At 71.9% G+C, this 24,804-nt stretch carries 20 protein-coding genes and 1 pseudogene; 15 read left to right on the top strand and 6 right to left on the bottom strand.

Translation table 11 applies throughout. The annotated features are described in order from the left end of the window. Nucleotides 1–111 precede the first annotated feature (111 nt). The 6 genes from O7616_RS04220 (at nt 112) to O7616_RS04195 (ending at nt 11,107) form a co-directional block, all read left to right on the top strand. Entirely contained in the window at nt 112–1,896 is a 1,785-nt protein-coding gene (locus O7616_RS04220) for a hypothetical protein (RefSeq protein ID WP_282305693.1), read from the top strand. Continuing rightward, nucleotides 1,893–2,054 carry a hypothetical protein gene (locus tag O7616_RS04215; RefSeq protein ID WP_282305692.1) on the top strand — a complete coding sequence of 54 codons (162 nt, stop codon included), beginning with the start codon at nt 1,893–1,895 and terminating at the stop codon, nt 2,052–2,054. Before O7616_RS04220 ends, O7616_RS04215 begins: the two co-directional genes overlap by 4 nt. A gap of 30 nt (nt 2,055–2,084) precedes the next feature. Then, entirely contained in the window at nt 2,085–2,894 is an 810-nt protein-coding gene (locus O7616_RS04210; protein ID WP_282305691.1) for a glycosyltransferase, read from the top strand. Then, complete coding sequence (locus O7616_RS04205) at nt 2,891–4,333, top strand: glycosyltransferase family 4 protein (protein ID WP_282305690.1); 1,443 nt, start codon at nt 2,891–2,893, stop codon at nt 4,331–4,333. Before O7616_RS04210 ends, O7616_RS04205 begins: the two co-directional genes overlap by 4 nt. A gap of 59 nt (nt 4,334–4,392) precedes the next feature. Then, nucleotides 4,393–9,249, top strand: coding sequence for an alpha-(1->3)-arabinofuranosyltransferase family protein (locus tag O7616_RS04200; protein ID WP_282305689.1), 4,857 nt, complete (start codon nt 4,393–4,395; stop codon nt 9,247–9,249). An 802-nt stretch (nt 9,250–10,051) separates the two neighbouring features. Beyond that, complete coding sequence (locus O7616_RS04195; RefSeq protein ID WP_282305688.1) at nt 10,052–11,107, top strand: DUF3068 domain-containing protein; 1,056 nt, start codon at nt 10,052–10,054, stop codon at nt 11,105–11,107. 93 nt (nt 11,108–11,200) lie between these two features. On the opposite strand, the gene O7616_RS04190 is transcribed toward O7616_RS04195, so the two are convergent. Beyond that, on the bottom strand, nt 11,201–11,935 hold the full coding sequence (locus O7616_RS04190; protein WP_282305686.1) for a class I SAM-dependent methyltransferase: 735 nt from the start codon (nt 11,933–11,935) through the stop codon (nt 11,201–11,203). A 420-nt stretch (nt 11,936–12,355) separates the two neighbouring features. Between O7616_RS04190 and O7616_RS04185 the strand changes: the two genes are divergently transcribed. Further along, a complete protein-coding gene (locus O7616_RS04185; protein WP_282305685.1) occupies nt 12,356–12,979 on the top strand; it encodes a DUF6230 family protein in 624 nt (207 codons plus the stop codon). Nucleotides 12,980–13,055: 76 nt separating this feature from the next. Next, on the top strand, nt 13,056–14,513 hold the full coding sequence (locus O7616_RS04180) for a DUF6114 domain-containing protein (RefSeq protein WP_282305684.1): 1,458 nt from the start codon (nt 13,056–13,058) through the stop codon (nt 14,511–14,513). 56 nt (nt 14,514–14,569) lie between these two features. On the opposite strand, the gene O7616_RS04175 is transcribed toward O7616_RS04180, so the two are convergent. After that, the gene (locus O7616_RS04175; RefSeq protein ID WP_282305683.1) at nt 14,570–16,240 is read right to left on the bottom strand and encodes a DUF885 domain-containing protein; all 1,671 of its coding nucleotides are present in this window, start codon (nt 16,238–16,240) and stop codon (nt 14,570–14,572) included. Nucleotides 16,241–16,369: 129 nt separating this feature from the next. Between O7616_RS04175 and O7616_RS04170 the strand changes: the two are divergent. After that, nucleotides 16,370–17,530 (top strand): annotated as a pseudogene (locus O7616_RS04170) (DMT family transporter); the annotation flags it as partial. Here the strand turns inward: O7616_RS04170 and O7616_RS04165 are convergent. Then, nucleotides 17,413–18,486 carry a PHP domain-containing protein gene (locus tag O7616_RS04165; protein WP_282305682.1) on the bottom strand — a complete coding sequence of 358 codons (1,074 nt, stop codon included), beginning with the start codon at nt 18,484–18,486 and terminating at the stop codon, nt 17,413–17,415. The pseudogene O7616_RS04170 and the gene O7616_RS04165 sit on opposite strands and share 118 nt — an antisense overlap. Before the next feature lies 1 nt (nt 18,487). Then, entirely contained in the window at nt 18,488–19,249 is a 762-nt protein-coding gene (locus O7616_RS04160; RefSeq protein ID WP_282305681.1) for a peptidoglycan DD-metalloendopeptidase family protein, read from the bottom strand. Nucleotides 19,250–19,356: 107 nt separating this feature from the next. Here O7616_RS04160 and O7616_RS04155 point away from each other — a divergent pair, with 107 nt between their 5' ends. The 4 genes from O7616_RS04155 (at nt 19,357) to O7616_RS04140 (ending at nt 21,245) form a co-directional block, all read left to right on the top strand. After that, nucleotides 19,357–19,707: a hypothetical protein gene (locus tag O7616_RS04155; protein ID WP_282307522.1), complete on the top strand. Its 351-nt coding sequence runs from the start codon at nt 19,357–19,359 to the stop codon at nt 19,705–19,707. A gap of 132 nt (nt 19,708–19,839) precedes the next feature. After that, entirely contained in the window at nt 19,840–20,007 is a 168-nt protein-coding gene (locus O7616_RS04150; RefSeq protein ID WP_167454701.1) for a hypothetical protein, read from the top strand. 118 nt (nt 20,008–20,125) lie between these two features. After that, nucleotides 20,126–20,653: a tRNA adenosine deaminase-associated protein gene (locus O7616_RS04145; protein ID WP_282263900.1), complete on the top strand. Its 528-nt coding sequence runs from the start codon at nt 20,126–20,128 to the stop codon at nt 20,651–20,653. Nucleotides 20,654–20,798: 145 nt separating this feature from the next. Beyond that, nucleotides 20,799–21,245: a nucleoside deaminase gene (locus O7616_RS04140; RefSeq protein WP_282264729.1), complete on the top strand. Its 447-nt coding sequence runs from the start codon at nt 20,799–20,801 to the stop codon at nt 21,243–21,245. 11 nt (nt 21,246–21,256) lie between these two features. Here the strand turns inward: O7616_RS04140 and O7616_RS04135 are convergent, their stop codons facing one another. After that, a complete protein-coding gene (locus tag O7616_RS04135; protein WP_282305680.1) occupies nt 21,257–22,417 on the bottom strand; it encodes a HAMP domain-containing sensor histidine kinase in 1,161 nt (386 codons plus the stop codon). Continuing rightward, entirely contained in the window at nt 22,414–23,070 is a 657-nt protein-coding gene (locus O7616_RS04130) for a response regulator transcription factor (RefSeq protein ID WP_282263902.1), read from the bottom strand. Before O7616_RS04130 ends, O7616_RS04135 begins: the two co-directional genes overlap by 4 nt. Before the next feature lie 128 nt (nt 23,071–23,198). On the opposite strand from O7616_RS04130, the gene O7616_RS04125 reads away from it, so the two are divergent. Further along, nucleotides 23,199–23,723, top strand: coding sequence for a hypothetical protein (locus tag O7616_RS04125; protein WP_282263903.1), 525 nt, complete (start codon nt 23,199–23,201; stop codon nt 23,721–23,723). After that, on the top strand, nt 23,720–24,802 hold the full coding sequence (locus O7616_RS04120) for a peptidoglycan-binding domain-containing protein (protein WP_282305678.1): 1,083 nt from the start codon (nt 23,720–23,722) through the stop codon (nt 24,800–24,802). The genes O7616_RS04125 and O7616_RS04120 overlap by 4 nt, the downstream gene beginning before the upstream one ends. Nucleotides 24,803–24,804 lie beyond the last annotated feature (2 nt).

Below are 24,804 nucleotides of genomic sequence, written 5' to 3'. Positions count from 1 at the left end.
GCTCGTCCCGTGCCTAGGGGCATGTCAGGTCCGGATCAGGCCCTAGAGTGCTGTCCGGAGCCCCGGGTGCGACGTCGGGCCCGCTTCCCGTCCAGGTCTGTGGGGGTCCGTGTGCGCCGACCGATGCCGGAGTCCGGCACACCGCCGCGCCGCGCCGCCGTCGTACTCCGTCGTTGGTGGCCGGAGGTCGTGCTCGGTCTCGGCGTGGTCCTCGCGATCCTCGGCCCGGTGCTCCGCCGGGGTTACCTCCTCCGGTACGACCTGGTGTTCGTGCCGGACCCGCCGTTCGGCGCGACGGTCTGGGGCAGCGGCTCGGAGCTGCCGCGTGCGGTGCCCAGCGAACTGCTCGCGGTGGGCCTGTCCCGGTTGCTCACCGCCGACCTGGCGGAGAAGGCGCTGCTGGCCGGCTGTCTCGCGCTGGCCGCGGTGGGTGCCGCCCGGTCGGCTCCCGTCGCTCACCCGCTGGCGCGGGTCGCGGCCGGGCTCGGGTACGTGTGGAACCCCTGGGTGTACGGGAGGCTGCACCTCGGGCAGTGGGCGGTGATCGCCGGGTACGCCGCGTTGCCCTGGGCGTACGCCTGGGTGTTGGGGGTCCTGCGACGTCGGCCGGACGGCACCGACCCGGTCGACGGCCCGAGGAGGCGCTCGGCGGTCGCCGGTGGCCTGGCGGTGGTGTTGGGCGGTCCGGCGATGGTGTTGGCCGCGGTGCTGACCTGCGCTCCGGCGTTGGCCCTGGCCCGGCGGTGGCGGGCGCTCGTCGCGGGCGCCGCGACGCTGGCCGGCCTCACCGCTCCGTGGCTGCTGGCGCTGACCGAGCGCGGCGGTGGTTTCGATCTCGACGAGCGGGGGGTCGCCGCGTTCGCCGCCCGGGCGGACACGCCACTCGGCGTGCTCGGCAGTGTCGTCACGCTCGGCGGTGTCTGGAGCCGGTACGCCGTGCCGGTCGGTCGTGACCAGTGGCCGGTGGCACTGCTCGCGTTGGTGCTCGCCGTGGCGGCGGTCTGGGGGTTCGCGCTGACCCGTCGTCGGTGGCCGTCGGCGGCCTGGTGGGGGCTGCTCGTCGGTGCCGTGCTGGGCACGGTGATCGCTGTGGTTCCGGCCTGGCCGGGCGGCGCGCAGTGGACGGCCACGCTGGTCGAGCAGGTTCCGCTGGTCGGGGCCGTCCGCGACGGCACCCGCCTGCTCGCGCCGCTCGCGCTGCTGCAGGCGGTGGGCCTCGGGATGCTGGTGGAGTCGCTGGTCGCGACGGGCGCTCGCGCGTTGACTCCGCTCGTGGTGTTCGCCCCGGTGCTGCTCCTTCCCGGTCTGGCCTGGGGTCTCAGCGGCCAACTCGACACGGCGCGGTATCCGGCCGAGTGGGCGGCCGTGCGTGCGGTGGTGAACCGGGACCCGGCGGGCGGGAGCCTGGTCTCGCTGCCCTGGTCGTCGTTCCGTGCCTACCGTTGGGCGGGCAACGTGCCAGTGCTCGACCCGGCGGCGCGGGCGTTCCGCCGACCGGTGATCGGGGATCAGGACGTGCTGGTCGGCCGGGACCGGATCAGGGGGGAGAGCCGCGAAGCCGATCGGGTGGCGGCGGTCCTGGCGGCACCCGGTGATCCCGGCCCGGCCCTTCGTCGGCTCGGCGTGCGATACGTGCTCATCCAGACCGACCAACCCGGCGCTGCCGAGGTCGAGAGCCGTTTCGCGGACGCCGACCTGATCCGACGCGGCCCGACATTGACGCTGTTCTGTCTGCCTGATGGTGGTTCTTCCCGCTCATCAGAGACTGTCGGCATTGTTCCGGCACTGGGGTATTCGGTACTCGGGGGCACCCTGTTGATCGCCCTTTCGTACCCCACAGCACGGCGGCGGTGCATGTTACTGTCCGGTACCTCTCGTCGAAGGGATCGTCAATGAAGGCAACCTTCAATCCCCTCCTGACCGCGGTCGTCGCCGCCGCGGTGGGGGCCGTGCTGGGAATTCTGGCCGTCTCCATCGGGACGTCCACCATCACCAGCAGCAACACCAAGCCTGCCAACGTGGAGCAGCCCATCATCGTGTACGGCGAGCGCTGACGGCCCTCCATGGAGGTCCTACCTCCTGACGTGTCGTCAGATGCGGTCGTACTCGACGTCGTGGTGCCGGCCTTCAACGAGGCGGACCGACTGCCGGACACCCTGCTCCTGCTCCGGGCGGCGCTGGCCGGTCTGGGTGTGCCCTGTCGGGTGACAGTCGTCGACAACGCCAGCACCGACGCCACCGCCGAGGTGGTGTCGTCCGCGCTCCCCGGCACGGTCCCCGTCCGTCTGTTGTGGTGCGGCGAGCGAGGAAAGGGGTTCGCGGTGCGGACCGGTGTGCTCGCCAGCGACGCGCGCTACGTCGGCTTCTGTGACGCCGACCTGGCCACCGCGCCGGACAACCTCGGGCAGGTGCTCGGCCTGCTGACCGACGGTGTCGACGTGGTGGTCGGTTCGCGGGCGCACCCCGAGTCGGTCGTCGAGGAGCGGCACAGCCTGCTCCGCCGGTGGGGTGCGGTGGCGTTCCGGGGCGCGGTCCGGCAGGTGGTCCGCAGCGTGGGCGAGACACAGTGCGGGTTCAAGTTCTTCCGCGGCGACGTCGCGCGACGAGCGTTCGCGCCACTGCGCTGCGGCGGGTTCGCCTTCGACGTGGAGGTGCTGGGGCGCGTCGAGCGTGCCGGTGCCCGGCTGGAGGAGATCCCGGTCAACTGGGTGGACGTGCCCGGCTCCCGCTTCTCCCCGGTCCGCCACGGCTGGCAGAGCTTCGTGGACGTCGCGAAGATCCGCTGGCGGCTGCGGCACGCCAACGTCGTTCCCACCGTGCCGGTGCCGGTCGTCGCCATCCCGGTGGCCCCCGACGTGGCCACCGGTGCCGCCACTGTTGGATTGCGGCCGTGAGTGTCGGATCCTCCCCGGTCGCTGCGGCTCCCACCACCGACGTCCCGGTGGTGGGCCGCCGGATCGCGGTGCTCAACTGGAAGGACCCCTGGCATCCCGATGCCGGGGGTGCCGAGGTGTACGCCTGGCAGGTCGCCCGTGATCTGGTGACCGCCGGTGCGGAGGTCACCTTCCTGACCGCGCGGCCCCGGGGGCAGCGCGGCGACGAGGTCCGGGACGGCATCCGGATCGTCCGGGTCGGCGGCCGGTGGAGCATCTACCCCCGGGTACTGGGTTGGTTGTCGCGCCGCCGACATCGGTTCGACGCCGTGCTGGACTGCCAGAACGGCATCCCGTTCTTCAGCCCGGCGGTCCTGCCGGCGAGCGTGCCGGTGGTCTGCGTGATCCACCACGTGCACGACAGGCAGTTCCGGCTGTACTTCGGGCCGCTGGTCGGCCGCTTCGGGGCCTGGCTGGAAGGGCCCGTCGCCCGCCGGGTCTACCGCGACTGCGTGACCCTCGCGGTCTCACCATCCACCGCTGCTGCCGTACGCGAGCGGCTCGGCTGGACCGGCCCGGTGGTCGTGGTGCCGAACGGTGCGGACGCCGACCACCCCCGAGTCGGGTCTCGGGACGAGCGCCCCCGACTCGTCTGCGTCGGCCGGGTCACCCGGCACAAGCGGGTCGACCTGGTGCTCGACGCCGTCGAGCACCTTCGGTCGGAGCGGTCCGACCTGCACCTCGACATCGTCGGTGGCGGGCCGGACGTGGAGACGATCCGCAGGCAGGTCGGCGAACGTGGGCTGGGCGACCTGGTGACGGTCCACGGCCACCTGCCCTCCGCCGAGCGGGACGCGCTGCTGGCCGCCGCCTGGTTGCACGTGTCCGGTTCCTGGGGCGAGGGCTGGGGCCTCGTGGTGGTGGAGGCGGCCGCCGCCGGGCTGCCCACCGTCGCCTTCGACGTGGACGGCCTGCGCGACGCCGTACGACCCGGTCGGACCGGGTGGCTGGTGCGTGAGGGCGAGAACCCCGCCCGCGATCTCGCCGCTGGGCTGGACCGCGCCCTGGACGCCGTCACCCCCCTGGCCGAGGCGGACCGGATGGCGAACGAATGTCGACAGTGGAGCGGCGCGTTCCGCTGGGCGGACACCGGCCGGCGGGTCCGGGCGGTCCTCGGCGACCTGCTCGCGCCACGGGCGGTCCCGTGGGCGTCCGGAGACGCCTGCCTCGTGGTCCGGACTCCTGACCCGGACGATGTCCTCGCCCGGGTGGCACCGCTGCTGCCCCACACCCGGCACGTCGCGCTGAACCAGCGGAGTCTGTGGATTCTGGTGCCGGGTGCCGACCCGGCGGCGATCCGGCAGGTGCTCCGCGCCGCGGGCGTACCCGAGGACGCCGTGACCGAGGTGAGGGCGAGCCGAGACGAACTCCTCACCGGAGTTCCGGTACGGCAGTGTTGACCGCGTGGTCGACCGCTCGCCGTGCTCCGGGGGTGCCGTCCGCGACGGTGTCCCTGGCGGTGTGGCGCCTCCGTGAGCTGCTGGTCTGCCTCGCGCTGATCGGGCTGTGCGTCACCCAGAGCCCGGGTCTCATCGTGCCCGAGACGAAGCTGGACATGGCCCTGGACCCGGGCGGGTTCCTCGCCCGCGCCACCCACCTGTGGATCGCCGACTGGCAGTTCGGGAGCCTGCAGAACCAGGCGGTCGGCTACTTCTTCCCGATGGGCCCGTTCTTCCTCCTCGGCGAGGCGATCGGTCTCCCCGCGTGGCTCGTCCAGCGACTCTGGATGGCGGCGCTGCTCTGTGTCGCCCTCACCGGCGTGGTACGCCTGGCCCGCGCCCTGGATCTCGGTGGCCCCGCGTCCCGCCTGGTGGCCGGCGCGGTGTTCGCCCTGTCGCCCCGGGCGTTGACCCTGGTCGGCACCGTCTCGCTGGAGTTGCTGCCGTACTGCGTCGCACCCTGGGTGCTGCTGCCGCTGGTCAAGGGAGCTGCGGGCGGCTCGCTGCGACGGGCGGCAGCGCTCAGCGGCCTGGCGGTGGTCTGCATGGGCGGAGCGAACGGGGCGGCCGCCGCCTGCGCCGTACTCCCGGCCTTCCTCTACGTCGTGACCCGTGCCCCCGGGAAGCGGCGGCTCCGCCTGCTGGCGTGCTGGACGGTGGCGATGGTGGCGGCCACCTTCTGGTGGCTCGCGCCGTTGCTGCTTCTCCAGCGGTACGGCTTCCCGTTCCTGCCGTTCACCGAGAGCGCCGCGGTGACCACCGGCGTGACCTCCCTTCCGGAAGCCGTCCGCGGTGCCACGCACTGGGTGGGTCACCTGGTGGTCGACGGTCTGCCCTGGTGGCCCTCCGGATGGGCCCTGGCCACCGTGCCCTGGATGGCCCTGCTCACCGGTCTGGTCGCCTGCATCGGGCTGGCCGGCCTGGCCCGCCGGGATCTGCCCGAGCGGCGGTTCCTGCTCGTCGCGGCGCTGGTCGGCCTGTTGACGCTGACCGCGGGAAACCTGTCGAGCGGTGGAGCGCCGTTCGCGGCGTCCGTGCGGGAGGCTCTCGACGGCCCGCTGGGTGCGCTCCGCAACCTGCACAAGTTCGACGTCGTGATCCGTCTGCCGTTGGCCCTGGCCACCGCGCACATGCTGGACACGGTCGGTCTGATCGCCGTCATCCGCCGGTTCTCCCGACCCACCGGGATGGCGCCCCGGCGGGTCGCGCTGGGAGTCACCGCCGCCGCCCTCGTCGCGGTGGCCGCCGGTGCGGGCAGCGCGGGCCTGACGGCGGGCGGCGGCTTCCCGGCCCTGCCCGAGCACTGGCGGCAGGCGACCGGTTGGCTCGACCGCAACGCCGGCCCGGGCACGACGCTGCTCGTGCCCGGGTCGAACTTCGCCGAGTACGACTGGGGCCGCTCGCTGGACGAGCCGGTCCAGCCGCTGCTGGACTCGCCGTGGGCGGTGCGTTCACTGGTGCCGGCCGGCTCCGCCGGGAACGCCCGGCTGCTCTCCGCCATCGACGAGCGACTCGCCTCCGGCACGGTCTCCCCGGGGTTGGCCGACGTGCTCGCTCGACTCGGTGTGCGCTACCTGCTCGTCCGCAACGACCTGCGCCAGCCCGTCGGTGCCGTCGCCTGGCCCCTGCTGGTGCACCGGACCCTCGACAGCGCACCCGGGCTGTCCCGGGTCGCCGAGTTCGGGCCCGGTGTGGGAGTGCCGCCGGACCTCGGCGGGGCATGGGACTACGGGCTGCGTAAGACGTACCCGGCGGTGGAGATCTACCGGGTGGACCGGCCGACGCCCCGGGTCACTCTGGCGGACGCGGCGCAACCGCTCGACCTGGTCGGCGCACCGGAGACCCTGCTGGATCTCAGCGACGCCGGTGTCCTCGGCAACCGGCCGGTGATCCTCAACGGTGACGGCCGGGCGGTCACCGGTGCGGGCACGGTGCTCGCCGACAGCCTCCGCCGTCGGGAGGTCGACTTCGGACTTCTCCGCGGCAACATCTCGCGGACGTTCACCGCCGACGACCGGCCACGGCAGGTGCGCGCGGTCCACGACATCCTCGACCCCGCCTGGGACGCCTCGCTCACCTCGGCCGGATACACCGGCGTCGCCGATGTGCGGGCCTCGTCCAGCGCCGCCGACGTCGCCGGCCCAGCCGGGCTGCGCGACCCGTCCGCCGGGCCGTTCGCAGCCCTGGACGGCGACAGCGGTACGGCCTGGTTGACCGACGGTGCCCGTAAACCGGTGGGCCAGTGGCTGGAGGTCCGGTTCCCGGAGGCGATCCAGGTCGGTTTCGTGGACCTCCAGATGGTGGGCGACGAGGTGATCGGTGCACCGGTCACCCGGGTCGAGGTCAGCACGGCCAGCGGTACCTCGGAGCACCAGGTGACCGACGGCGGGCGATCCCCGCAACAGGTGACGATCCCGTCGGGGCGTACCACCTGGTTGCGCGTGACGATCGACGGCGTCTCCGGCGTCGACGTGCCGGGACGGCGCGCGGGCATCCGGAATCTGCGGGTGCCGGGGGTGACCCCCGGCCGTTACCTGCGGCTACCGGCACTGCCCGAGGCCGGCTCCGCGCCGGAGGTCATCGCACTGGCCCGGAAGGCCGGTGACCGGCCGGCCTGCGCCGTCGCCGACGACCACTACCTCTGCGCACCCGACCTCATCCGCCAGGGTGAGGAAACCGGCCTTTCGCCCCGTCGCTTCGATCTGCCGAGCGCGTCCACCGCCGGCCTCACCGGCCTGGCCCGTCCGGTGCCGGCCACCGCTCTCGCCGTCTACGACGAGATGGTGGGCGGTCAGACGTTCACCGCGTCGAGCGCCTGGTTCGCCGACCCGGTCGCCTCGTCGCGGGCGTTGGGCGACGGCGACGACGGTACGGGTTGGTTGGCGGACCCGGACGACGCCCAACCGACGGTGGAACTGCGCTGGGCCAAACCCCGGAAGGTCGGTTGGGTGCGGTTGCGGTTCGCGGCGAGCCTGGTCGCGGCACCGCCGAGGACACTGCGGATCACCGGCGACGACGGCATCCGGGAGGTGGCCGTCGACGTGGACGGGGTGGCGCGTTTCCCGGCCCTGCGTACCAGCAAGCTCTTCATCGCGGTGACCTCGACGGTGCCGCGCAGCAGTCGGTCGACGGCGTTCTTCGAGCCGCAGCCCCTTCCGGTCGGTCTGAGCGGTATCGACGTGGAGGGGGTGGCCGAGGCCAACCAACCCCGAGGTCTCGACCGCACCGTCACGTTGCCCTGTGGTGCCGGGCCGACCGTCGTCGTCAACGGCGCGGCGGTGCCGACGACGGTGTCCGGCACCCTTCGCGAAATCCGGGACCTGCGGCCACTGCGCTACCGGGCGTGCGCGGTCGAGCCGACGGCGAAGTCCACGACCAAAAGCAAGGCCAGACCGGCGGTGGACGCCGATCAGGTCGCCCTGCGTGCCGGCCCCAACGAGATCTCCGCCCCGGCGGACCGGTTCGTCGTCGACAGCGTGATCCTCAGCGGTACGGCAGTCGCACCCGTGGTCGGCGAGCCGTCCCGCCAGACGGTGACTGTGCTCTCCTGGACCGACCAGCACCGGTCGGTCGAGGTCGGTGCCGGTGGCAGCAGCTACCTGGTCGTACCGGAGAACGCCAATCCGGGCTGGACTGCCACGCTCGACGGTGTCCGGCTCGAACCGACCCGGGTCGACGGGTGGAAGCAGGCCTGGCTCGTGCCGGCTGGTGCCGCCGGCCGGATCGACCTCGTCTTCACACCGGGCCGGCAGTACGACATCATCCTGCGGGTCGCCGGTGGTCTGCTGCTGCTGTTGGTCGTCGCGGCAGTGCTGCCCGCGCGCCGCCACCGACCGTCGTACCCGGTGGTGCCGTCCACCCTGGCGACCGCGCCGCTGCTCGCGATCGGCGTACCGGCGCTGCTGGGTGGTCTGCTCGGGTTCGGCTGCGCGCTCCTGGTCGTGTTGCTGCACCGGCGTCGGATGCCCACGCCGGGGTGGATCTGGGTGCCCGCCGCCGCGGGTCTGGCGATCTACGGCTCCGAGCGGTGGTGGTTGTGGCGCGTCGGCCCGGAACCGGTGGCGGAGCTACTCGCCGTGCTCCCGACGGCCCTGCTCCTGGTGGCTGTCGCCGCCCTCGTGCTGCGGTCCCGTCGGGTGCGCGGAAAGTACGAGTCGCGTCGCCAGGGTCGGCTGTTCGGCCGGGCCCGACGCGGCGACCTGCGACGCCGGAGCCTCGCCGGGGACGGCGGACGAAGCCCGAGCCCGACGGTCGTCGGCCCGCCTCGCGAGGAATCGACGCAGTTGCTGCGTCGGCCGCTCCACGAGGTAGTAGCTGGCGGCCGCGACCGGGATGGTCAGGGCCAGGGTCACCGTCAGGAGCGCCCAGAACGAGCTGTGCATCCGGGTGAAGCCGAGCAGTCGGAAGCACGCCTCGATGGCGAGGATGTGCCAGAGGAAGATGCCGTAGGAGATCCGACCGAGGAACCTGACCAGCGGCTGGAGCAGGAGCGCGCGCGGCACGCCGCCGGACCCCCGGCCGACGAGCGGCGCCATCACACACCACGTGATGAGCAGGAACAGCAGGTGCTCGGTGACCGACTCGACCGGAGTGGCGGGTTCGAGGCCCCGGGGGCCGGCGATCGGCGTGCTGGCGATCCAGAGCAGCGCGCCGGCGATCAGCCACGACGTCCCGGGAGCGAACGTGAGGACGCGCAGCCCGCGCGGCGTGCCGGACCACAGGTCCTCCTCGCCGCGGTCGGACCCGTCCGATCCCAGATACGGGAGGAACGGCGACGAACTGGTGCGGGGAGGCCAGGAGGCGAGAACAGCCAACACGATCCCGATCCCGAACCAGTCCAGGAAGGCGGGCAGCCAGAGCCACGACATCTGAGGTAGCGGCGAGTCGGGCCCGTGCGCGAACACGTTCCACACGAGACCGACCAGGACGAGTGCGATGCCGAGCGTCAGCTGACGTCGGGCCCGCGCCAGCGGGGTTCGACCGCCCATCCGCCGGCCGAGCATCGCGATCAACGGCAGCGCCAGGTAGAAGACCGACTCGGTGGCGAGGCTCCAGGTCTGTTCCATACCGACCGGCAGCCGCAATGGTTCATATATGTGTACGAGCAGAAGGGGGATTGCCCAGTCCCAGAGTGACCGGAGGTAATCGATGTTGAGCCAGGTGAGTGCGACAACCGCCATTGCCCAGTAACCGGGCAGAATGCGCAGTGCGCGATGCCGGAGGTATGCGCGTACTGGCGGTTGCGGCTGCGCCTGAATTGCTGCGCGCGCAAATGGGCGGTAGAGGAGGAAGCCCGACAGTGCGAAGAAGACCGCCACGCCCACCTCCAGCCTGGCCATCACTCCACCAGCGCGTCCGTACGAGTAAGTGAGCCCGCTGAGGAAGGACACATGGTGCAGGACAACGGCGAACACCGCCACCGCCCGAAGGCCTTCCAGGGCGGGTAACCAGCTGTCCGTACGGCCGCTATTCGGCTCGGGGGGACGGCCCGCCCCGTTGGTCGGGGCTGCTTTTACGGGTCGGCTCACAGGTCCTCGACATCCCATTTGTTGTGGCAGCCGGACGGCCGCATCCGGCCGTGGTCGGTACGGCTCGCAAGGCCGCGTCGGACCATATCCGAAAACGGTCTCGTCATGTACTGTCAGCCGACTAGTCGACATTTACAAGGGGAGGAGTTACATGCGACCCACGTCGGGTGCCATCTTGGTGGCGGCGGGCACGTTCCTGATCGTCGGGGCCGTGGCGACGCCGCTGGTCGTCGCGCCCGCTCTCGTCAAGGTGCCCTTGAACCAGAGTTCGGTGACGGTCTCGAAGGCCCAGAACGCGACAGTGCTCGATTTCGGCACGCTGTCGGAGAAGACCGGGATCAACCTGACGGCCCACCGGGCTGTCCGGGGTGATGTCGCCGCCGGCAACGACGATCGGGCGGTCTTCAACGTCGGCGTCCGGGTGATCAACGACGCCGAGCCCGACCGGGAGAAGCAGCAGGTCACGGTCAGCACGGACCGGGTGGCGATCGACCGGCGGACGGCGATGGCCGTCGCCTGCTGTGCCGAGGACATCAACGGTGCGCCCTTCAAGCACGAGGGCCTGACGTACACGTTCCCGTTCGGCACGGAGAAGAAGACCTACCAGTACTTCGACAACACCGCTCGGAAGGCGTACCCCGCCAAGTACGTGAGCACGGAGAAGCTGCAGGGGTTGACCGTCTACAAGTTCGAGATGACTGTCGAAACCATCCAGATCAGCGAGATCAAGGTCCCGGGCAGCCTGCTGGGTTCGACCGAGGAGGTCGTCAACGCCGGCCGCTACTACGCCAACACCCGAACCTTGTGGGTGGAGCCTGACAGCGGCGTGATCGTCAAGGGTCAGGAGAAGCAGTTGCAGACGCTCCGGGACGCGACCGGTGCGGACAAGATCAAGATCATCGACGCGGACCTCGCCTTCACCGAGGACACCCAGAAGCAGCAGGCCAAGGCTGCCAAGGACGCGCGTGGTCAGATCAACCTGCTGACCACTGTGGTGCCTGTCGTCCTCGGTCTCCTCGGCCTCGTTCTGGTGCTGATCGGCGTGTACCTCGTCGTCCGTGCGGCTCGCCGCAAGCCCGACGCGGCGCCGGTGGCGGCCGACGACCAGCCGACGGCCGACCTGCCGTCGCAGCGGTCCCCCGAGCCGGTCGAGGAGCCCACGGCACCGGCCGGCGGCCGCCATGCCGCGGAGCGCAGCGAGCCCTAACACACCCCCACCTCATCGCCGACCTGACCGGGCCGGCCGACCCCCGGGTCGGCCGGCCCGGTCGTCTGCACCGCCGTCGGGCTTCCGGCGGCGTCAGACGCGGCGTACGGCGTAGCGGGTGCAGAGCCAGTCTTCGGTGTACGGCAGGTCGGGCCACCGTCCGACGATCTCCCCACCGTGCGCGCCCATCAGTCGGACCATGTCGGCGTGCGGTACGGCGGTCATCTTCATCGGCGCCGGGTAGTCGAGCAGGTGGCGCTGAATCCAGCTGATCAGCCCGAAGGGTGCCACCCGCCAGACGAGGCCCTTGGCCGTACGCGCCAGCTCGGTCGGCAACCCCACGACGGCGATGCCGCCGGGTCGCAGGACGCGCAGGAACTCGACCAGGTAGGTGTCGATGGCGGGGCGGGGCAGGTGCTGCAACACCAGGGCGCTGTAGACCAGGTCGAAGTGACCGTCCGGGAACTGGCTCAGGTCCGGCGCGTCGTTGAGGACGAACGTGATGTTGCCGGCGCTTCGGTCGAGTTGCCGGGCGGTCTCCAGCATGGGCGGGGAGATGTCCACACCGACGACCTCGTCGGCGTGCGGGGCGAGCGCCTGCGAGAGCCGTCCCGCGCCGCAGCCGAAATCCAGCACCCGCTCCCAGCGGGTGGGTGCACCCAGGCGGCGGAGCTGCGTGGTGGTCTCCTCGACGTCGGTGCGGCCGGTGGCGAGGAACTCCTCGGCGTCCCACCGCCCCCCGCGCTTGCCGGGTTGGACGAGCACCGCCCAGAGCGGGTCCTCGGCGCCGAGCTTGGTCCAGTCGCGACGCACGTCGTTCAGATTCACGCCGAAACAGTAGGGCATGTGAGCGGCACCTGGGATCGACCGGCACCGTGCTGATCCGGCTGTTCGGGCCTGTCGGTCGACCCGAACGGCCCTGCGTGTGGCAGGTGAGAACGGCTGCCGCTTTACATTCGTTACCTTATTGTAATTCGTCAATGTAGCGCCACTCTCCGTGTGGACAGTTTCTGATCTTGCCCTGATTGGGGGTGTTTTGTCCATCCCAGTGGCTGATCGACTCCACCGAGGGTGACCCCATGCTGTCGCTGGACCACCCGACTGTTACTGATCGGTAATCGAGGGGTTGTGAGCTGCGCCGCAGCGGGTGCACCATCAAGCGCGATGGTTACCAGCCGGTAACAGACGGCGCGCCCGGTGGGCTGCCACGTCGCGACCGGCCGCACGCATCCAGCCGAGGAGGAGCCCGTGCAGGATCGTTCGAGAAGTCAGGGGCGTACCCGGTGGTGGCGATTCACCGCCATGATGGTCCCCGCCACGGCCGCCGCCGGCGCCATCCTGTTCGGAATGTCGACCGGCGCGATCGCGTCCGACATCACCGTCTCCGGGCAGACGTTCAAGATCGGTGCCGATCGCCTCGAAGGCGACGGATTCAAGCAGTACGGCGGCATCGTCCGGGAGAAGGGCAAGGACGGCAAGGCCGGTCAGGCCCACCCGGTCGCCCTGTCCGAGATCAGCAGCGCCGAGCTGTACAGCCTCTGCCAGTCGGTCCGCGCCGACCTGCCGGGCCTGCCGGTGGTGCTCACCATCAACGCCGGTGAGGGCAAGGAGCCCGCCCGCGCCAAGGACCTGCTGATCGCGATGGACTCGCTGAACGGCAACGCGACCTTCACCAACATCAGGATCGGGCGGGACGCCACCGACCTGAACCCGACGGCGCAGGCCGGCTCGTTCGGCCAGAACTCCGACCACGTCACCATCACCAACCTGCAACAGGTGTCCCGCTACACCACGGCGGCCACGTTCAACCTGGTCGGCCTCCGACTGAAGGTCAACGTGGGCGACGACGCCAAGGGCAAGGAGTGCTTCTGAGCTGAGTCGTGGCCCGCGGTGCACGACGCCGCGGGCCCGGCCCGTGTCCCCGTCCCCGCTCGGCCAGGAGGAGTACGTGACAAGCGCGAACCCGGCCCACGCCCGGCCCGGTGGTCCGGCTCAGGCGTGGCGGACCTTCCGCCGCTGGCAGCGCAGCCGACCGTTCTGGGGCGGACTGCTCACCGCCCTGGCCGGGCTGGAGATGTTCGCCTCCACCCGGATGACCGTCAACGGCCTGAGCTTCCACAGCGGGGCCGGCGGTCTGCTCTCCCTGCTGATCCCGGTCATCCTGGTGACCTGCGGCCTGCTGCTCTGGTTCACCCCGACGCAGCGGCTGTTCTACTCCGTCGTCGCCGCGGTGACCGCCGTCTACTCGCTGATCGGGCTCAACCTCGGCGGCTTCTTCGTCGGTCTGCTGCTCGGCATCGTCGGCAGCGCGCTCGCCTTCGCGTGGACGCCGATCCAACCGACTGCGCCCGACGCGGGAGACGTGTCGGACCACCCCGCACCGCTCGCGGGCGACGTGTCGAACCATCCCGCACCACTCGCGTCGGACGCGGAAGACGCGTCGACCCGCCCGGCCTCGCCCGTGCCCGACGCGGGCGACGCGCCGAACCACCCGGCTCCGACCGGCCTGGCCGACGCGTCCAGCCAGGAACAGCCGTCCGTCGGGCAGCCCGACCCGAGGGCCTTCGGTGTCGCAGTCGTGGTGCTCGGCCTCGCCGCTGCCGGCTTGGCCGCCCCGCCCGGAGCGGTGCAGGCCGCGCCGAACCGACCCAGCACGACCACCTGCCCGACACCGTCCCGGACCGTCACGCCGTCGCCCACCCGCACCACCGCGACGCCGACGCCGAGCCCGACCCGGCGTGGCAACCTGATCACCGACATCCTGGACGGAATCGGTGACCTGCTCCCCGGTGGACGCCGTAAGGAGACACCGACGCCGTCGGCGAGCCCGACCGTGTCACCGAGCGGCACGCCGACGGCGGCTCCCGGACCGGCCGCCTGCCCGTCGTCGCCCGCCGGCAGGCCGGGCGGTCCGGCGGCACCCGGCAAGCCGGGCGTGGTACGGCCGGGACAGCCGCTGCCGCGCATCGCCGCCGACCCGGGCCTGCCGACTGTGGCGCAGACACCGTCCAAGCTCACCGGGTCGTCGGTCCGGATGACCGGTTTGCGGTTCGACGGGATCACCGACCTGCACACGGTGAAGGGCGACCTCACGGTGCTCAAGTTCAGCATGCGGGAGGCGGTGACCGACGACTTCCTGCTCCGCGCCGACGGCCCGGCCGGGCGAAACCAGCGCTACGCGACCGACCGGCTGACCGTCAGCGGGAACGTCGCCTTCTACGCCACCCGGTTCGTCGGCCGGTTGCTCGGCATCAAGATCACGCTGACGCCGGACCTGCCGCTCCCGGAGGGCCTGCCGGTCACCTCGCCCATCCCGGTCACGTTCACCGACCCGGTCATCGACCTGGCGTACGTCACCAGTGACACGCTCACCGCCAGGCCCGCGTTGGCGTTGACCCTGGGCTGAGGAACCCGACTGCGCGCGGCGGCGGATTCGTCCCGCCGCGCGCAGCCGTCGCCCGATCAGAGCCGGGCCAGCGCCCGACGCAGCGGGTCGAGACCCAGCGCACCCAGGTCCAGCGCCTGCCGGTGGAACTCCCGCAGGTCGAAGTCCGCGCCCTTGCGGGCCTTGGCGTCCTCACGGGCCTGAAGCCAGATCCGCTCACCCACCTTGTACGAGGGCGCCTGCCCCGGCCAGCCCAGGTAGCGGTTCAGCTCGAAGCGCAGGTTCTCGTCCGGCACCCGGCAGTGCGCCCGCATGAACTCCCAACCCAGCTCCGGCGTCCACCGCTCACCCGGGTGGAAATCGAACGGGTTGTCCTTCGGGATCTCCAGCTCCAGGTGCATGCCGATGTCCACGATCACCCGGGCCGCCCGCATCGCCTGACCGTCGAGCATGCCCAGCTTGTCGCCCGGGTCCTCCAGGTAACCCAGCTCGTCCATCAGCCGCTCCGAGTAGAGCGCCCAGCCCTCGCCGTGCCCGGAGACCCAGCAGAGCAACCGCTGCCAGCGGTTGAGCAGGTCGGCCCGGACGGCGGTCTGCGCCACCTGGAGGTGGTGACCCGGCACGCCCTCGTGGTAGACCGTGGTCACCTCACGCCAGGTGGAGAAGTCACTGATGCCCTGCGGCACCGCCCACCACATCCGACCCGGGCGGGAGAAGTCCTCACTCGGGCCGGTGTAGTAGATGGCGCCGTCGCTGGTCGGGGCGAGACAGCACTCGATGCGGCGGACCTGCTCCGGAATGTCGAAGTGCGTGCCGTGCAGCTCGGCGATGGCCCTGTCGGCCAGCTCCTGCATCCAGTCCCGGAACGCCTCCTTGCCGCGGATGGTCCGCTCCGGGTCGGCGTCCAGCTTGGCCACGGCCTCGTCGACGCCGGCACCCGAACCGGCGATGCGCCCGGCGACGACCCGCATCTCCGCCTCCAGGCGGGCCAGCTCCGCGAACCCCCAGGCGTACGTCTCGTCCAGGTCGACCTTGGCGCCGAGGAAGTACTGCGAGGCCAGCTCGTAGCGCTCCCGCCCGGCGGCCTGCTTGTCCCGCCCGTGCGGGGCCATCTCGTTACGCAGGAACTGGCCGAACTCGGCGGTCGCCGCGGTCGCCGCCGCCGCGCCGCGACGCAGGTCCGCGCCGAGCGCGCCGTCCGCGCCCAGCCGCTCGACCAGCCCGTGGAAGAAGTTGTCCCGGGCCGGGTCGACCCAGATGTCGCACTGCTTGGCCACCTCGACCAACTGCACCTTCGAGCTGACCTCGCCTGCGGCGAGCGCCTCGCGCAGCGTGGTCTTGTAGCCCTCCAACGCGCCCGCGAAGCTGTTGAGCCGGGCGGCGACGTTGGCCTGCTCGTCGCTGGTCGCGCTCGGCATCAGGTCGAACACCATGCGGATCTCGTGCAGCCCGCTGGTGATGACGCTCACCTCGCTGGTCGCCTCACCGGCGTCGTAGCGCGCCAGGTCGAGGCCGAGCCGTTCCTGCATGGCCTCCTTGGCAGTGCGTTCCAACTCGGTCGCCGGCTCGGTCACCTCCAACTCGGCGAGCGTCCGGCGGGTGAGGTCCGCGCGCGCTCGGTAGCCCTCGGGCGAGAGGTCGTCGAGCTTGTCGTCATGGCCGGCGATGCCGACGAAGGTCGCGCCGGTAGGGCTCAAGGGCGCCCATTCGGCTACGTATCGGTTGGCGATTTCATCGATTCGTCCCACGCTGCGACCCTACGTGACCAACCCACTCCCGTGTCGATGACGTTTGCCGTGTCCAGGCTGGGGTTTCGCGCGGTGGGACATCCGAAAAGGGGTGCGATTCTGTCGTACGGGTAGGGCAGAGTGTCAGGGGTGACCACCGATTCCACTCCTGACAAGGCGCCGCTGAGCGCCTGGCTGCCGGGCTTCCTCGCCCTCGCCGCCATCTGGGGCTCCAGCTTCCTCTTCATCAAGATCGGGGTGGCCGAGCTGCACCCGGTCCAACTCACCCTCTACCGGGTCGGCGCCGGGGCGTTGACCCTGCTGGTCGTCCTCGCCGTGCTGCGTGACCGGCTTCCCCGCGAGCCCCGGGTCTGGGCGCACCTGGCTGTCGTCGCGGCGTTCGGTGTGGCCGTGCCGTTCACCCTGTTCGGCTACGGTGAGCAGCGGGTCGAGTCGATGCTGGCCGGCATCTGGAACGCCACCACCCCACTGATCGTGCTGCCGCTGGCGGTGCTGGTCTTCCGCACCGAGCGGCTGACCGTGCGCCGTGCCGTCGGGCTCGGGCTGGGCTTCGTCGGCGTGCTGGTGGTCCTCGGGGTCTGGGAGGGCATCGGCGGCGCGCACTTCACCGGGCAGTTGATGTGCTTCGGCGCGGCTGCCTGTTACGGAGTCGCGATTCCGTACCAGAAGCGGTTCGTCGCCGGTAGCACCCACTCCGGCCTCTCGCTCTCCGCCGCGCAACTGCTGCTCGCCGCCGGGCAACTGGCCATCGTCACCCCGTTCGTCGCGGGCCTGCCGCCGCTCCCGACCGAGTTGTCGCTGGGCGTGGTGGCCAGCGTGCTGACCCTCGGCGCGCTCGGCACCGGGCTCGCCTTCGTGATCAACATGCGCAACATCCGGGTGGCCGGCGCGAGCACCGCCTCCACCGTCACCTACCTGATCCCGATCTTCGCGGTGCTGATCGGCGCGGTGGCGCTCGGCGAACGACTCAACTGGCACCAGCCGGTCGGCGCGCTCATCGTGCTGCTCGGTGTCGCGGTCTCGCAGGGCGTCATCGGCCGCCGCCGGACCAGCCCGGTGGTAGGCGTCGGGGCTCCCGCCGCGCCCGCCGCCGAGCCGGTCCGTCACTGAGACCCGCCGCGTCACGGAGCCGGCGGATGGCGGGCCGGAAGGAGGCGAGCGGGGCGTCCAGGTCAGGCGCGGCTGTGGGTCCACTCGACCAGTTGCTCGGCCGACCAGGTGTTGACGACCCGGTCGGCGGGCACGCCGCAGAGAGCGGCCCGCTCGCAGCCGAACCGCTGCCAGTCGAGCTGGCCGGGTGCGTGCGCGTCGGTGTTGACGGCGAACCGGCAACCGGCCTCCAGCGCGCGGCGGATCAGCCGCTTCGGCGGGTCCTGCCGTTCCGGCCGGGAGTTGATTTCGACGGCGGTGTCGTGTTCCGCGCAGGCGGCGAAGACGGCGTCCGCGTCGAAGTCGCTCTCCGCCCGCGTCCGGGCGCGGTGCCCACGGTCACCGGGCCCGGTGACGCCGGTCGGGCGGGACGACACCATCCGGCCGGTGACGTGACCGAGGATGTCCAGGTGCGGGTTGGCGACAGCCGTCACCATGCGCCTGGTCATCTTCGACCGTTCGTCCTTCAGGCCGCTGTGCACCGACCCGACCACCACGTCCAGGCGGGCCAGCAGATCCTCGTCCTGGTCCAGTGAGCCGTCGGCGAGGATGTCCACCTCGATACCGGTGAGGATCCGGAACCCCTCGGGCAGCGCCGCGTTGACCGTCGCCACGTAGTCGAGCTGCTGACGCAGCCGGTCGGCGGTCAACCCCCGGGCCACCGTCAGTCGGGGCGAGTGGTCGGTCAACACCAGGTACTCGTGGCCCAACTCCACAGCGGCCAACGCCATCTCCTCGATCGGAGAACCGCCGTCGGACCAGTCCGAGTGGGTGTGGCAGTCGCCCCGCAGGGCGGCGCGGAGCGCCGTCGCCTCGGCGTCCAGGTCGCTGCCCTCGGTCGCCACCAACCGGCGCAGGTAGACCGGCTCCTCACCGGCCACGGACTCCGCCACACACCGGGCCGTCACGTCGCCGACCCCGGCCAACTCGGTGAGCGTGCCGTTGGCCGCCCGGGTCTGGACCTCGGCTGCCGGCAGACCGGCCAACGCCTTCGCCGCCGACCGGAACGCGCGGACCCGGTAGGTGGCCTCGTTCGCCCGCTCCAACAGGAACGCGATCCGACGCAGGTCGGCGATGGGATCTCTCGCGCCGGCCATGTCAGGGTGCCTTCGGGCAGCCGTGTTCGCGTTGCCACAAGGCGACCTCGGTGGCCGGTTCCCGATTGCCACCGCGCCGCCAGGAATCCAGGTAACGCGCCGGCCAGAGCACCCCGCGCCGGATCCACCAGCCGTCCTTGCCGGTGCACGGCGGCGAGATGCCGAAGTGCACATGGCACACGTTGTTGGCGTTGCCGGTGCGCCCCACCTTGCCGAGCTGCTGCCCGGCCCGGACACGCACCCCCGGGTCGATGCCGCTGGACACGACACTCAGGTGCGAGCCGTAGTAGCGCACCCCGTCGTCGCCGAGCAGGGACACCGACAGGCCGCCGTTCTCCGGGCCCTGCGGCCCGCGCTTGGTGTACCGGTCGACCCGGCTCACCTCCAACACCGTCCCGTCGGTCACCGCGACGAACGGCTCACCGCAGTCGGCGAAGAGGTCGGTGGCCGGGTACGCCCCGTGCGTCGGGTGGTAGTCGACGTCGTCGGCGCGTACCGGCAAGACATGCCGCAGCCCGGCGCGCGGTGCCGCCGTCGACGGCCCGGCCGACGACGGCGTCGGGGCGGGTGCCGGACGGTCGGCCGTCGGTGACGGCGCCGCCGGCTGATCGGCTGTCGCCCAGACCACCGGTGGCGTCGGTGCGGCGCCGTCGGCGGGCACCCCCGGCCGGGTGGTCGCGCAGCCGGCGGCCAACACCGGGGCGAGCAGCAGCAGGATCGGGTACGCCGAACGAGCGCGGCGGTCGATCGTCGGCGACGGCATCCGGTCATCCTGGCAGAGCCGGTACCGTGGGCACGAGCGACGCGCGTGAGGGGAGGGCAGCGACGGTGACGTTCGCCCGACCCGATCCCGGCCCGGATCCCGGTGCCGTGGTCCGTCCGGTGGCGCGTACCCCCTCGGGTCTCTTCCCCGCCGGGCCCCCGCACCGCCCCACCTACCGCGAACCGCACCCGGTCACCGGTGGTGGTGTCGCCGCCGGCGGCGGCACGGCGGCGGCCTGGTTGCTGCTGTTCGGCCTGCTCGGCACCGACGTGGCCAGCTACGCGTGGTGGACCGTGGTGGCCGGTCTGTTGGCCTGGTCGAGCGCCCTGGTGCTGGTCCGCCACGGAGACCGGGGGGTCGCCACCGGGGTCGCCATCGTCACGGCCGGGGGTTGGAGCATCGCCGCCGCCGTGCTGGCGGTCCGTTGGGCCGGCAGCGGTGACTGGCCGCTGTGGTGACCGGCTCCAGCAGTTCCCGTAAGCACCCCGAAACGGCTCCGTAACAGCGTCGACGACTGCGCGGTGTGCCCGGTTGGCTGCGTAGCGAACGCCGTCTTGACGTGGCCGCCGAGACTCGGCACGCTCGGCACTATGGCCTGGACCACCCCGCGACAGGACCCCGATCGCAGCCGCCGTCGCCTTCAGTTGTTGGCCGAGTTGGCGGGCGCCCGTGCGGTCCGTCAGCGCAGCCGACCCCAGCGGCAGCGCACCGAGCGTCTGCGCCAGCTCATCGCCACCCGCCGACGGGTAGCCGGCTGACCCGACTTTGACAGGAATGACCGGCCCTTCGGGGCGTTGACCGGTCGCCTGCCGACCTGACCGGCTAACGTGCACGCGTAACGAGTCGGCGCTGTGCCGAGGGGCTATTGGGGGGACCGTGTCGTACTTCGCTGCGGCCGTGGTGCGCGACGACAGTGGCTGGACCGCCGCCGAGGTCAGCCTGCGTGGCGCCACCGACATCGACGAGGTCGCCGACCGGCTGCGGGACGTCGACCAGGAGGCCGACGTGTCGCTGCTCTTCGTCGAGGCGGACGACGCGTACCTGGTGGTCCTTCGCCTCGACGAGGGCGAGGACCTGCGGGTGTTCGGTTCGGATTCCGCGTACGCCGAGGAATCCCAGCTCGGTGCGCTGCTGGTCGGTGACCTGAAGACCTCGGTCACCGGGCTCGACGGCGACGAGGAGCCGCGCCCGGCGGCCACGGGTGACGACGAGAGCGAACAGCCCGTCGTCGACCCGGAGGCCGACCCGGTCGGTGACGCCGACCTGCTGGCCAACCTCGGCATCTCCGCGCAGAAGCTGCTGACCCTCTGCGCGCACGAGGGGATGATGCCGGCGGACGTCACCGCGGAGATCTGCCAGGTGCTCGGCTGCGCGGACGAGGTCGAGGAGCTGCGTGAGGTCTGAGCCGGCCGACGCCACCGATCCTTCGCTGGAGTCGATCCGGCCGGGGCAGCCCACCCCCGGTGCGGTGGGGCGGGCCGGGCCCGGCGCCCACGAGGGCCTCGCCGACCTGGGTGAGGTCGGGCGACGGCAACGGCACGAGCTGTGGATGCGGCGCGCGTTGGAGATCGCCGTCACCAGCCCGGCCGACTCCGCCGACGGCCCGACCGACGTGGACGACGTGCCGGTCGGAGCGGTCCTCTACGGGCCGGACGGCACCGAGCTGGCCGTCGGACGCAACGAACGGGAACTGACCGGCGACCCCACCGCCCACGCCGAGGTGCTGGCCCTGCGCCGGGCCGCCGAGCGCAGCGGCCGGTGGCGGCTGGACGGCTGCACCCTGGTGGTCACCCTCGAACCGTGCACCATGTGCGCCGGTGCGCTGGTGCTCGCCCGGGTCGCCACAGTCGTCTTCGGCGCGTGGGAGCCGAAGACCGGCGCGGCCGGGTCACTGTGGGACGTCCTGCGCGACCGTCGACTCAACCACCGCCCCGAGGTCTACGGCGGGGTGTTGGAGGCCGAGACCTCCGCCGTGCTGCGCGCCTTCTTCCGCTGAACCGGCCCTGGTCAGCCCGGTGGAAGGGTGACCGTGACGATCAGGCCGCCGGCCGGTCGGGGCTGCGCCTCGGCGGTGCCGCCGTGGGCCCGGGCCACCGCGCGGACGATGGACAACCCCAACCCGAAGCCACGCGTACCGGCCACCCGTTCCCGGGACAGCCGACGGAACGGTTGGAACATCGTCTCGACGTCGTAGCCGGGAACGACCGGGCCGGTGTTGGTCACCGTGAGGGTGGGCCGCCCGTCGACCAGCCCGGTACGCACCTCCACCCACCCGTCGGCGGGCAGGTTGTGGCGCAACGCGTTCTCCACCAGATTGAAGGTCAGTCGCTCCAACAGCACCGGGTCACCGCTGGTCGGCGCGGGCTCCAGAGTCCGCCGTACCGCCACGGCGGGTGACCGCTGCCCGGCCTGGTCGATCAGGTGCGCGCAGACCTCCGCCAGGTCGACGGGGGTACGCTCGGTCAGCTCGTTCTCCGAGTCGGCCAGGGTCAGCAGGCCGTCGATCAGCCGCTCGTGCCGCTCGTTGACCGCCAGGAGCGACTCGCCCAGCCGCCGGGTCTCCTCCGACGCGTCCGGTCGGGTGACCGCCAACTCCACCAGCGCGCGGTTGAGCGCCAGCGGCGTACGCAGCTCGTGGGAGGCGTTCGCCACGAACCGGCGCTGCCCGTCGAACGAGCGGTCCAACCGTTCCAGCATCTCGTCGAACGTGTCGGCCAGCTCCCGGACCTCGTCACGGGGGCCGGTGAGCGCGATCCGCTCGTGCAGGCCACGACCGGCGGTGTCCGCACCGGCGATCCGCCGGGCGGTGTCGGTGACCTGCTGCAGCGGCTGCAACGCCCGACCGGCGAGCAACCAGCCGAACGCGATCGCCACCGCCGACACCACCACCAACGCGACGCCGCCCTGGGTGAGCAGCGATTCCAGGGCGTTGCGCTTCGCCTCGTCCTGCGCCTGCTCCACCAGGGAGCGCAGCATCTCGATGTTCTGCCCGCCGCCCGAGCCGGGTGTCGTCGCGGGCACCGGCAGGTCGCGCAGTTTCACCCCGAACGGCTGCGGCATCCGCTGATCGACGAGCACGTACGTGACGGCGAGCAACACGATGCCGGCCAGCAGGAAGAGTCCTCCGTAGATGAGGGTGAGCCGGGCGCGGATGGTCAATCGTTTCATCGGATCTGGTACCCCGCTCCGGGCACCGTCTCGATCACCGGCGGGTCGCCGAGCTTGCGGCGCAGCTTCATCACGGTCACCCGGACGACGTTCGTGAACGGGTCGATGTGCTCGTCCCAGGCGCGTTCCAGCAGATCCTCGGCGGAGACCACCGCCCCGTCGGCGCGCAGCAGTTCGGCCAGCACCGCGAACTCCTTGCGGGACAGCGCGACGTGCCGGTCGTCCCGGCGTACCTCGTGGCGGGCCGGGTCGAGCTGGATGCCGGCGCGACGCAGTGTCGGCGGCGTCGCCGGGCGGGCCCGGCGGGTCAGCGCGTGCACCCGTGCCGACAGCTCCACCAGGGCGAACGGTTTCGTCAGGTAGTCGTCGGCGCCGAGCGCCAACCCCGCCACCCGCTCCCGGACCGCCGCCGCGGCGGTCAGCATCAGCACCCGGGTCTCCCCACCCGCGTCGACGATCGCCCGGCACACGTCGTCGCCGTGCACCACCGGCAGGTCCCGGTCCAGGACCACCACGGCGTACTCGTTGACGCCCAGCCGTTCCAACGCGGCGTCCCCGTCGTACGCCACGTCGACGGCGAACGACTCCCGACGCAGCCACTCGGCGATGGCGTCCGCCAGCACGGTCTCGTCCTCGACCACCAGCACTCTCACCCCTCCATGGTCCTCGGGCTGCGATAACGGCGGCGTAACCGCTCACGGTTACGCCGGAGATACGACACCTGTCGTGCACTTGTGACACGTCCGGCCATCCGCGCCGGACCTGAGCGGAAGTGGACACCATGCGACGACAGATGCTCGCGATCCCCGTCCTGCTCGCCCTGGCGCTGCCCGGATGCGGCCCGCGCGGCGACGACGGCGGCGGGGTCGCGACCGCCGGAGGGGCGAAGGCCGGCGTCACGGCGAGCGGCACGCCGACCGGAGACTCGGACCGGCAACTCGCCTTCGCCCGCTGCATGCGCGAGAACGGGGTGGACATGCCCGACCCGGAGGCGGGGGGCCGTCCGGCCTTCCGGTTCGGCGCCGACGTGGACCAGCAGAAGGTCCAGGCCGCCATGGAGAAGTGCCGGGACAAGCTCCCCAACGGCGGGCAGGGGCCGCAGCTCAACCCCGAGCAGGCCGAACAGATGCGCGCCATGGCCAAGTGCATGCGGGAGAACGGGGTGCCGGACTTCCCGGACCCGGACGCCGACGGGCGGGTTCGGATCGGGACCGGGGACAACGCGATCAACATCGGCGACCCGGCCATGAAGGCCGCGCTGGAGAAGTGCCGGCAGCACGCACCGCAGTTCGGGGGTGGCCGGTGACCGTCCGACGCACGCGGCTGCGGGCCGCTGCCATCGGGGGCGTCGTTCTCCTGGTCGCCGCCGTCGGCGTGGTCGCCGCGGTGGGCTTCGGCGGCGGCGGCGAAGACCGCGCCCAGGCCGGTACCACGGCACCGGCCACCGCCACCGTCACCCGGCAGACCCTCGCCGACTCGGAGACCGCCGACGGCGAGCTGGGGTACGGCACGACACGCACCGCCACGGCGAAGCTCAGCGGCACCGTCACCGCGCTGGCGGCGACCGGGTCGACGGTGCGCCGGGGCAAGGCGCTGTACCAGGTCGACAACGAGGAGGTGGTGCTCCTCTACGGCGGTCTGCCCGCGTACCGCACTCTCGCCCCCGGGATGGAGGGTGCCGACGTCGCGCAGTTCGAGCGGAACCTCCAGGCGTTGGGCTACACCGGTTTCACCGTCGACGACGAGTACACCGGCAGCACCGCCGACGCCGTCCGGGACTGGCAGGAGGACCTCGGTCTGTCCGAGACCGGCCGGGTCGAGCCGGGGCGGGTCGTCTACGCCGACCGGGAGGTCCGGGTGGAGAGCCACCAGGCCGCCGCCGGTGATCTCACGCAGCCCGGCCAGACGGTGCTCACCTACACCGGCACCGACCGTGTCGTCACCGTCGAGTTGGACGTGGACGACCAGCGGTTGGCCAAGCGCGACGCGAAGGTCGCCGTGAAGCTGCCGGACGGCCGTGCGGTGGACGGCACCGTCAGGACCGTCGAGACGGTCGTCCAGCCCGGCGCGGCCGGTGCGAACGGGCAGTCCGGCGATGTCGAGACGAAGATCGAGGTGACGGTCGCGGTGACCGACCCGAAGGCCCTCACGGGCTTCGACCAGGCCAGCGCCGACGTCACGTTCACCGTCTCGGAGCGCCGTGACGTGCTCACCGTGCCGGTGGCGGCGCTGTTGGCGCTCGCCGAGGGCGGCTACGGGGTCCAGGTCGCCGAGGGTGACGCGACCCGGATCCTCGCGGTCACGACCGGGCTGTTCGCCGACGGTCGGGTGGAGGTCGACGGCGCGGACCTCACCGAGGGCATGGCGGTGGTGGTGCCGACGTGACC

This window comes from Micromonospora sp. WMMD964 (assembly GCF_029581455.1).
Lineage (GTDB): Bacteria > Actinomycetota > Actinomycetes > Mycobacteriales > Micromonosporaceae > Micromonospora.
The sequence above is the reverse complement of the archived record's forward strand: the minus strand, read 5'-3'. Positions and strand labels throughout refer to the sequence as shown.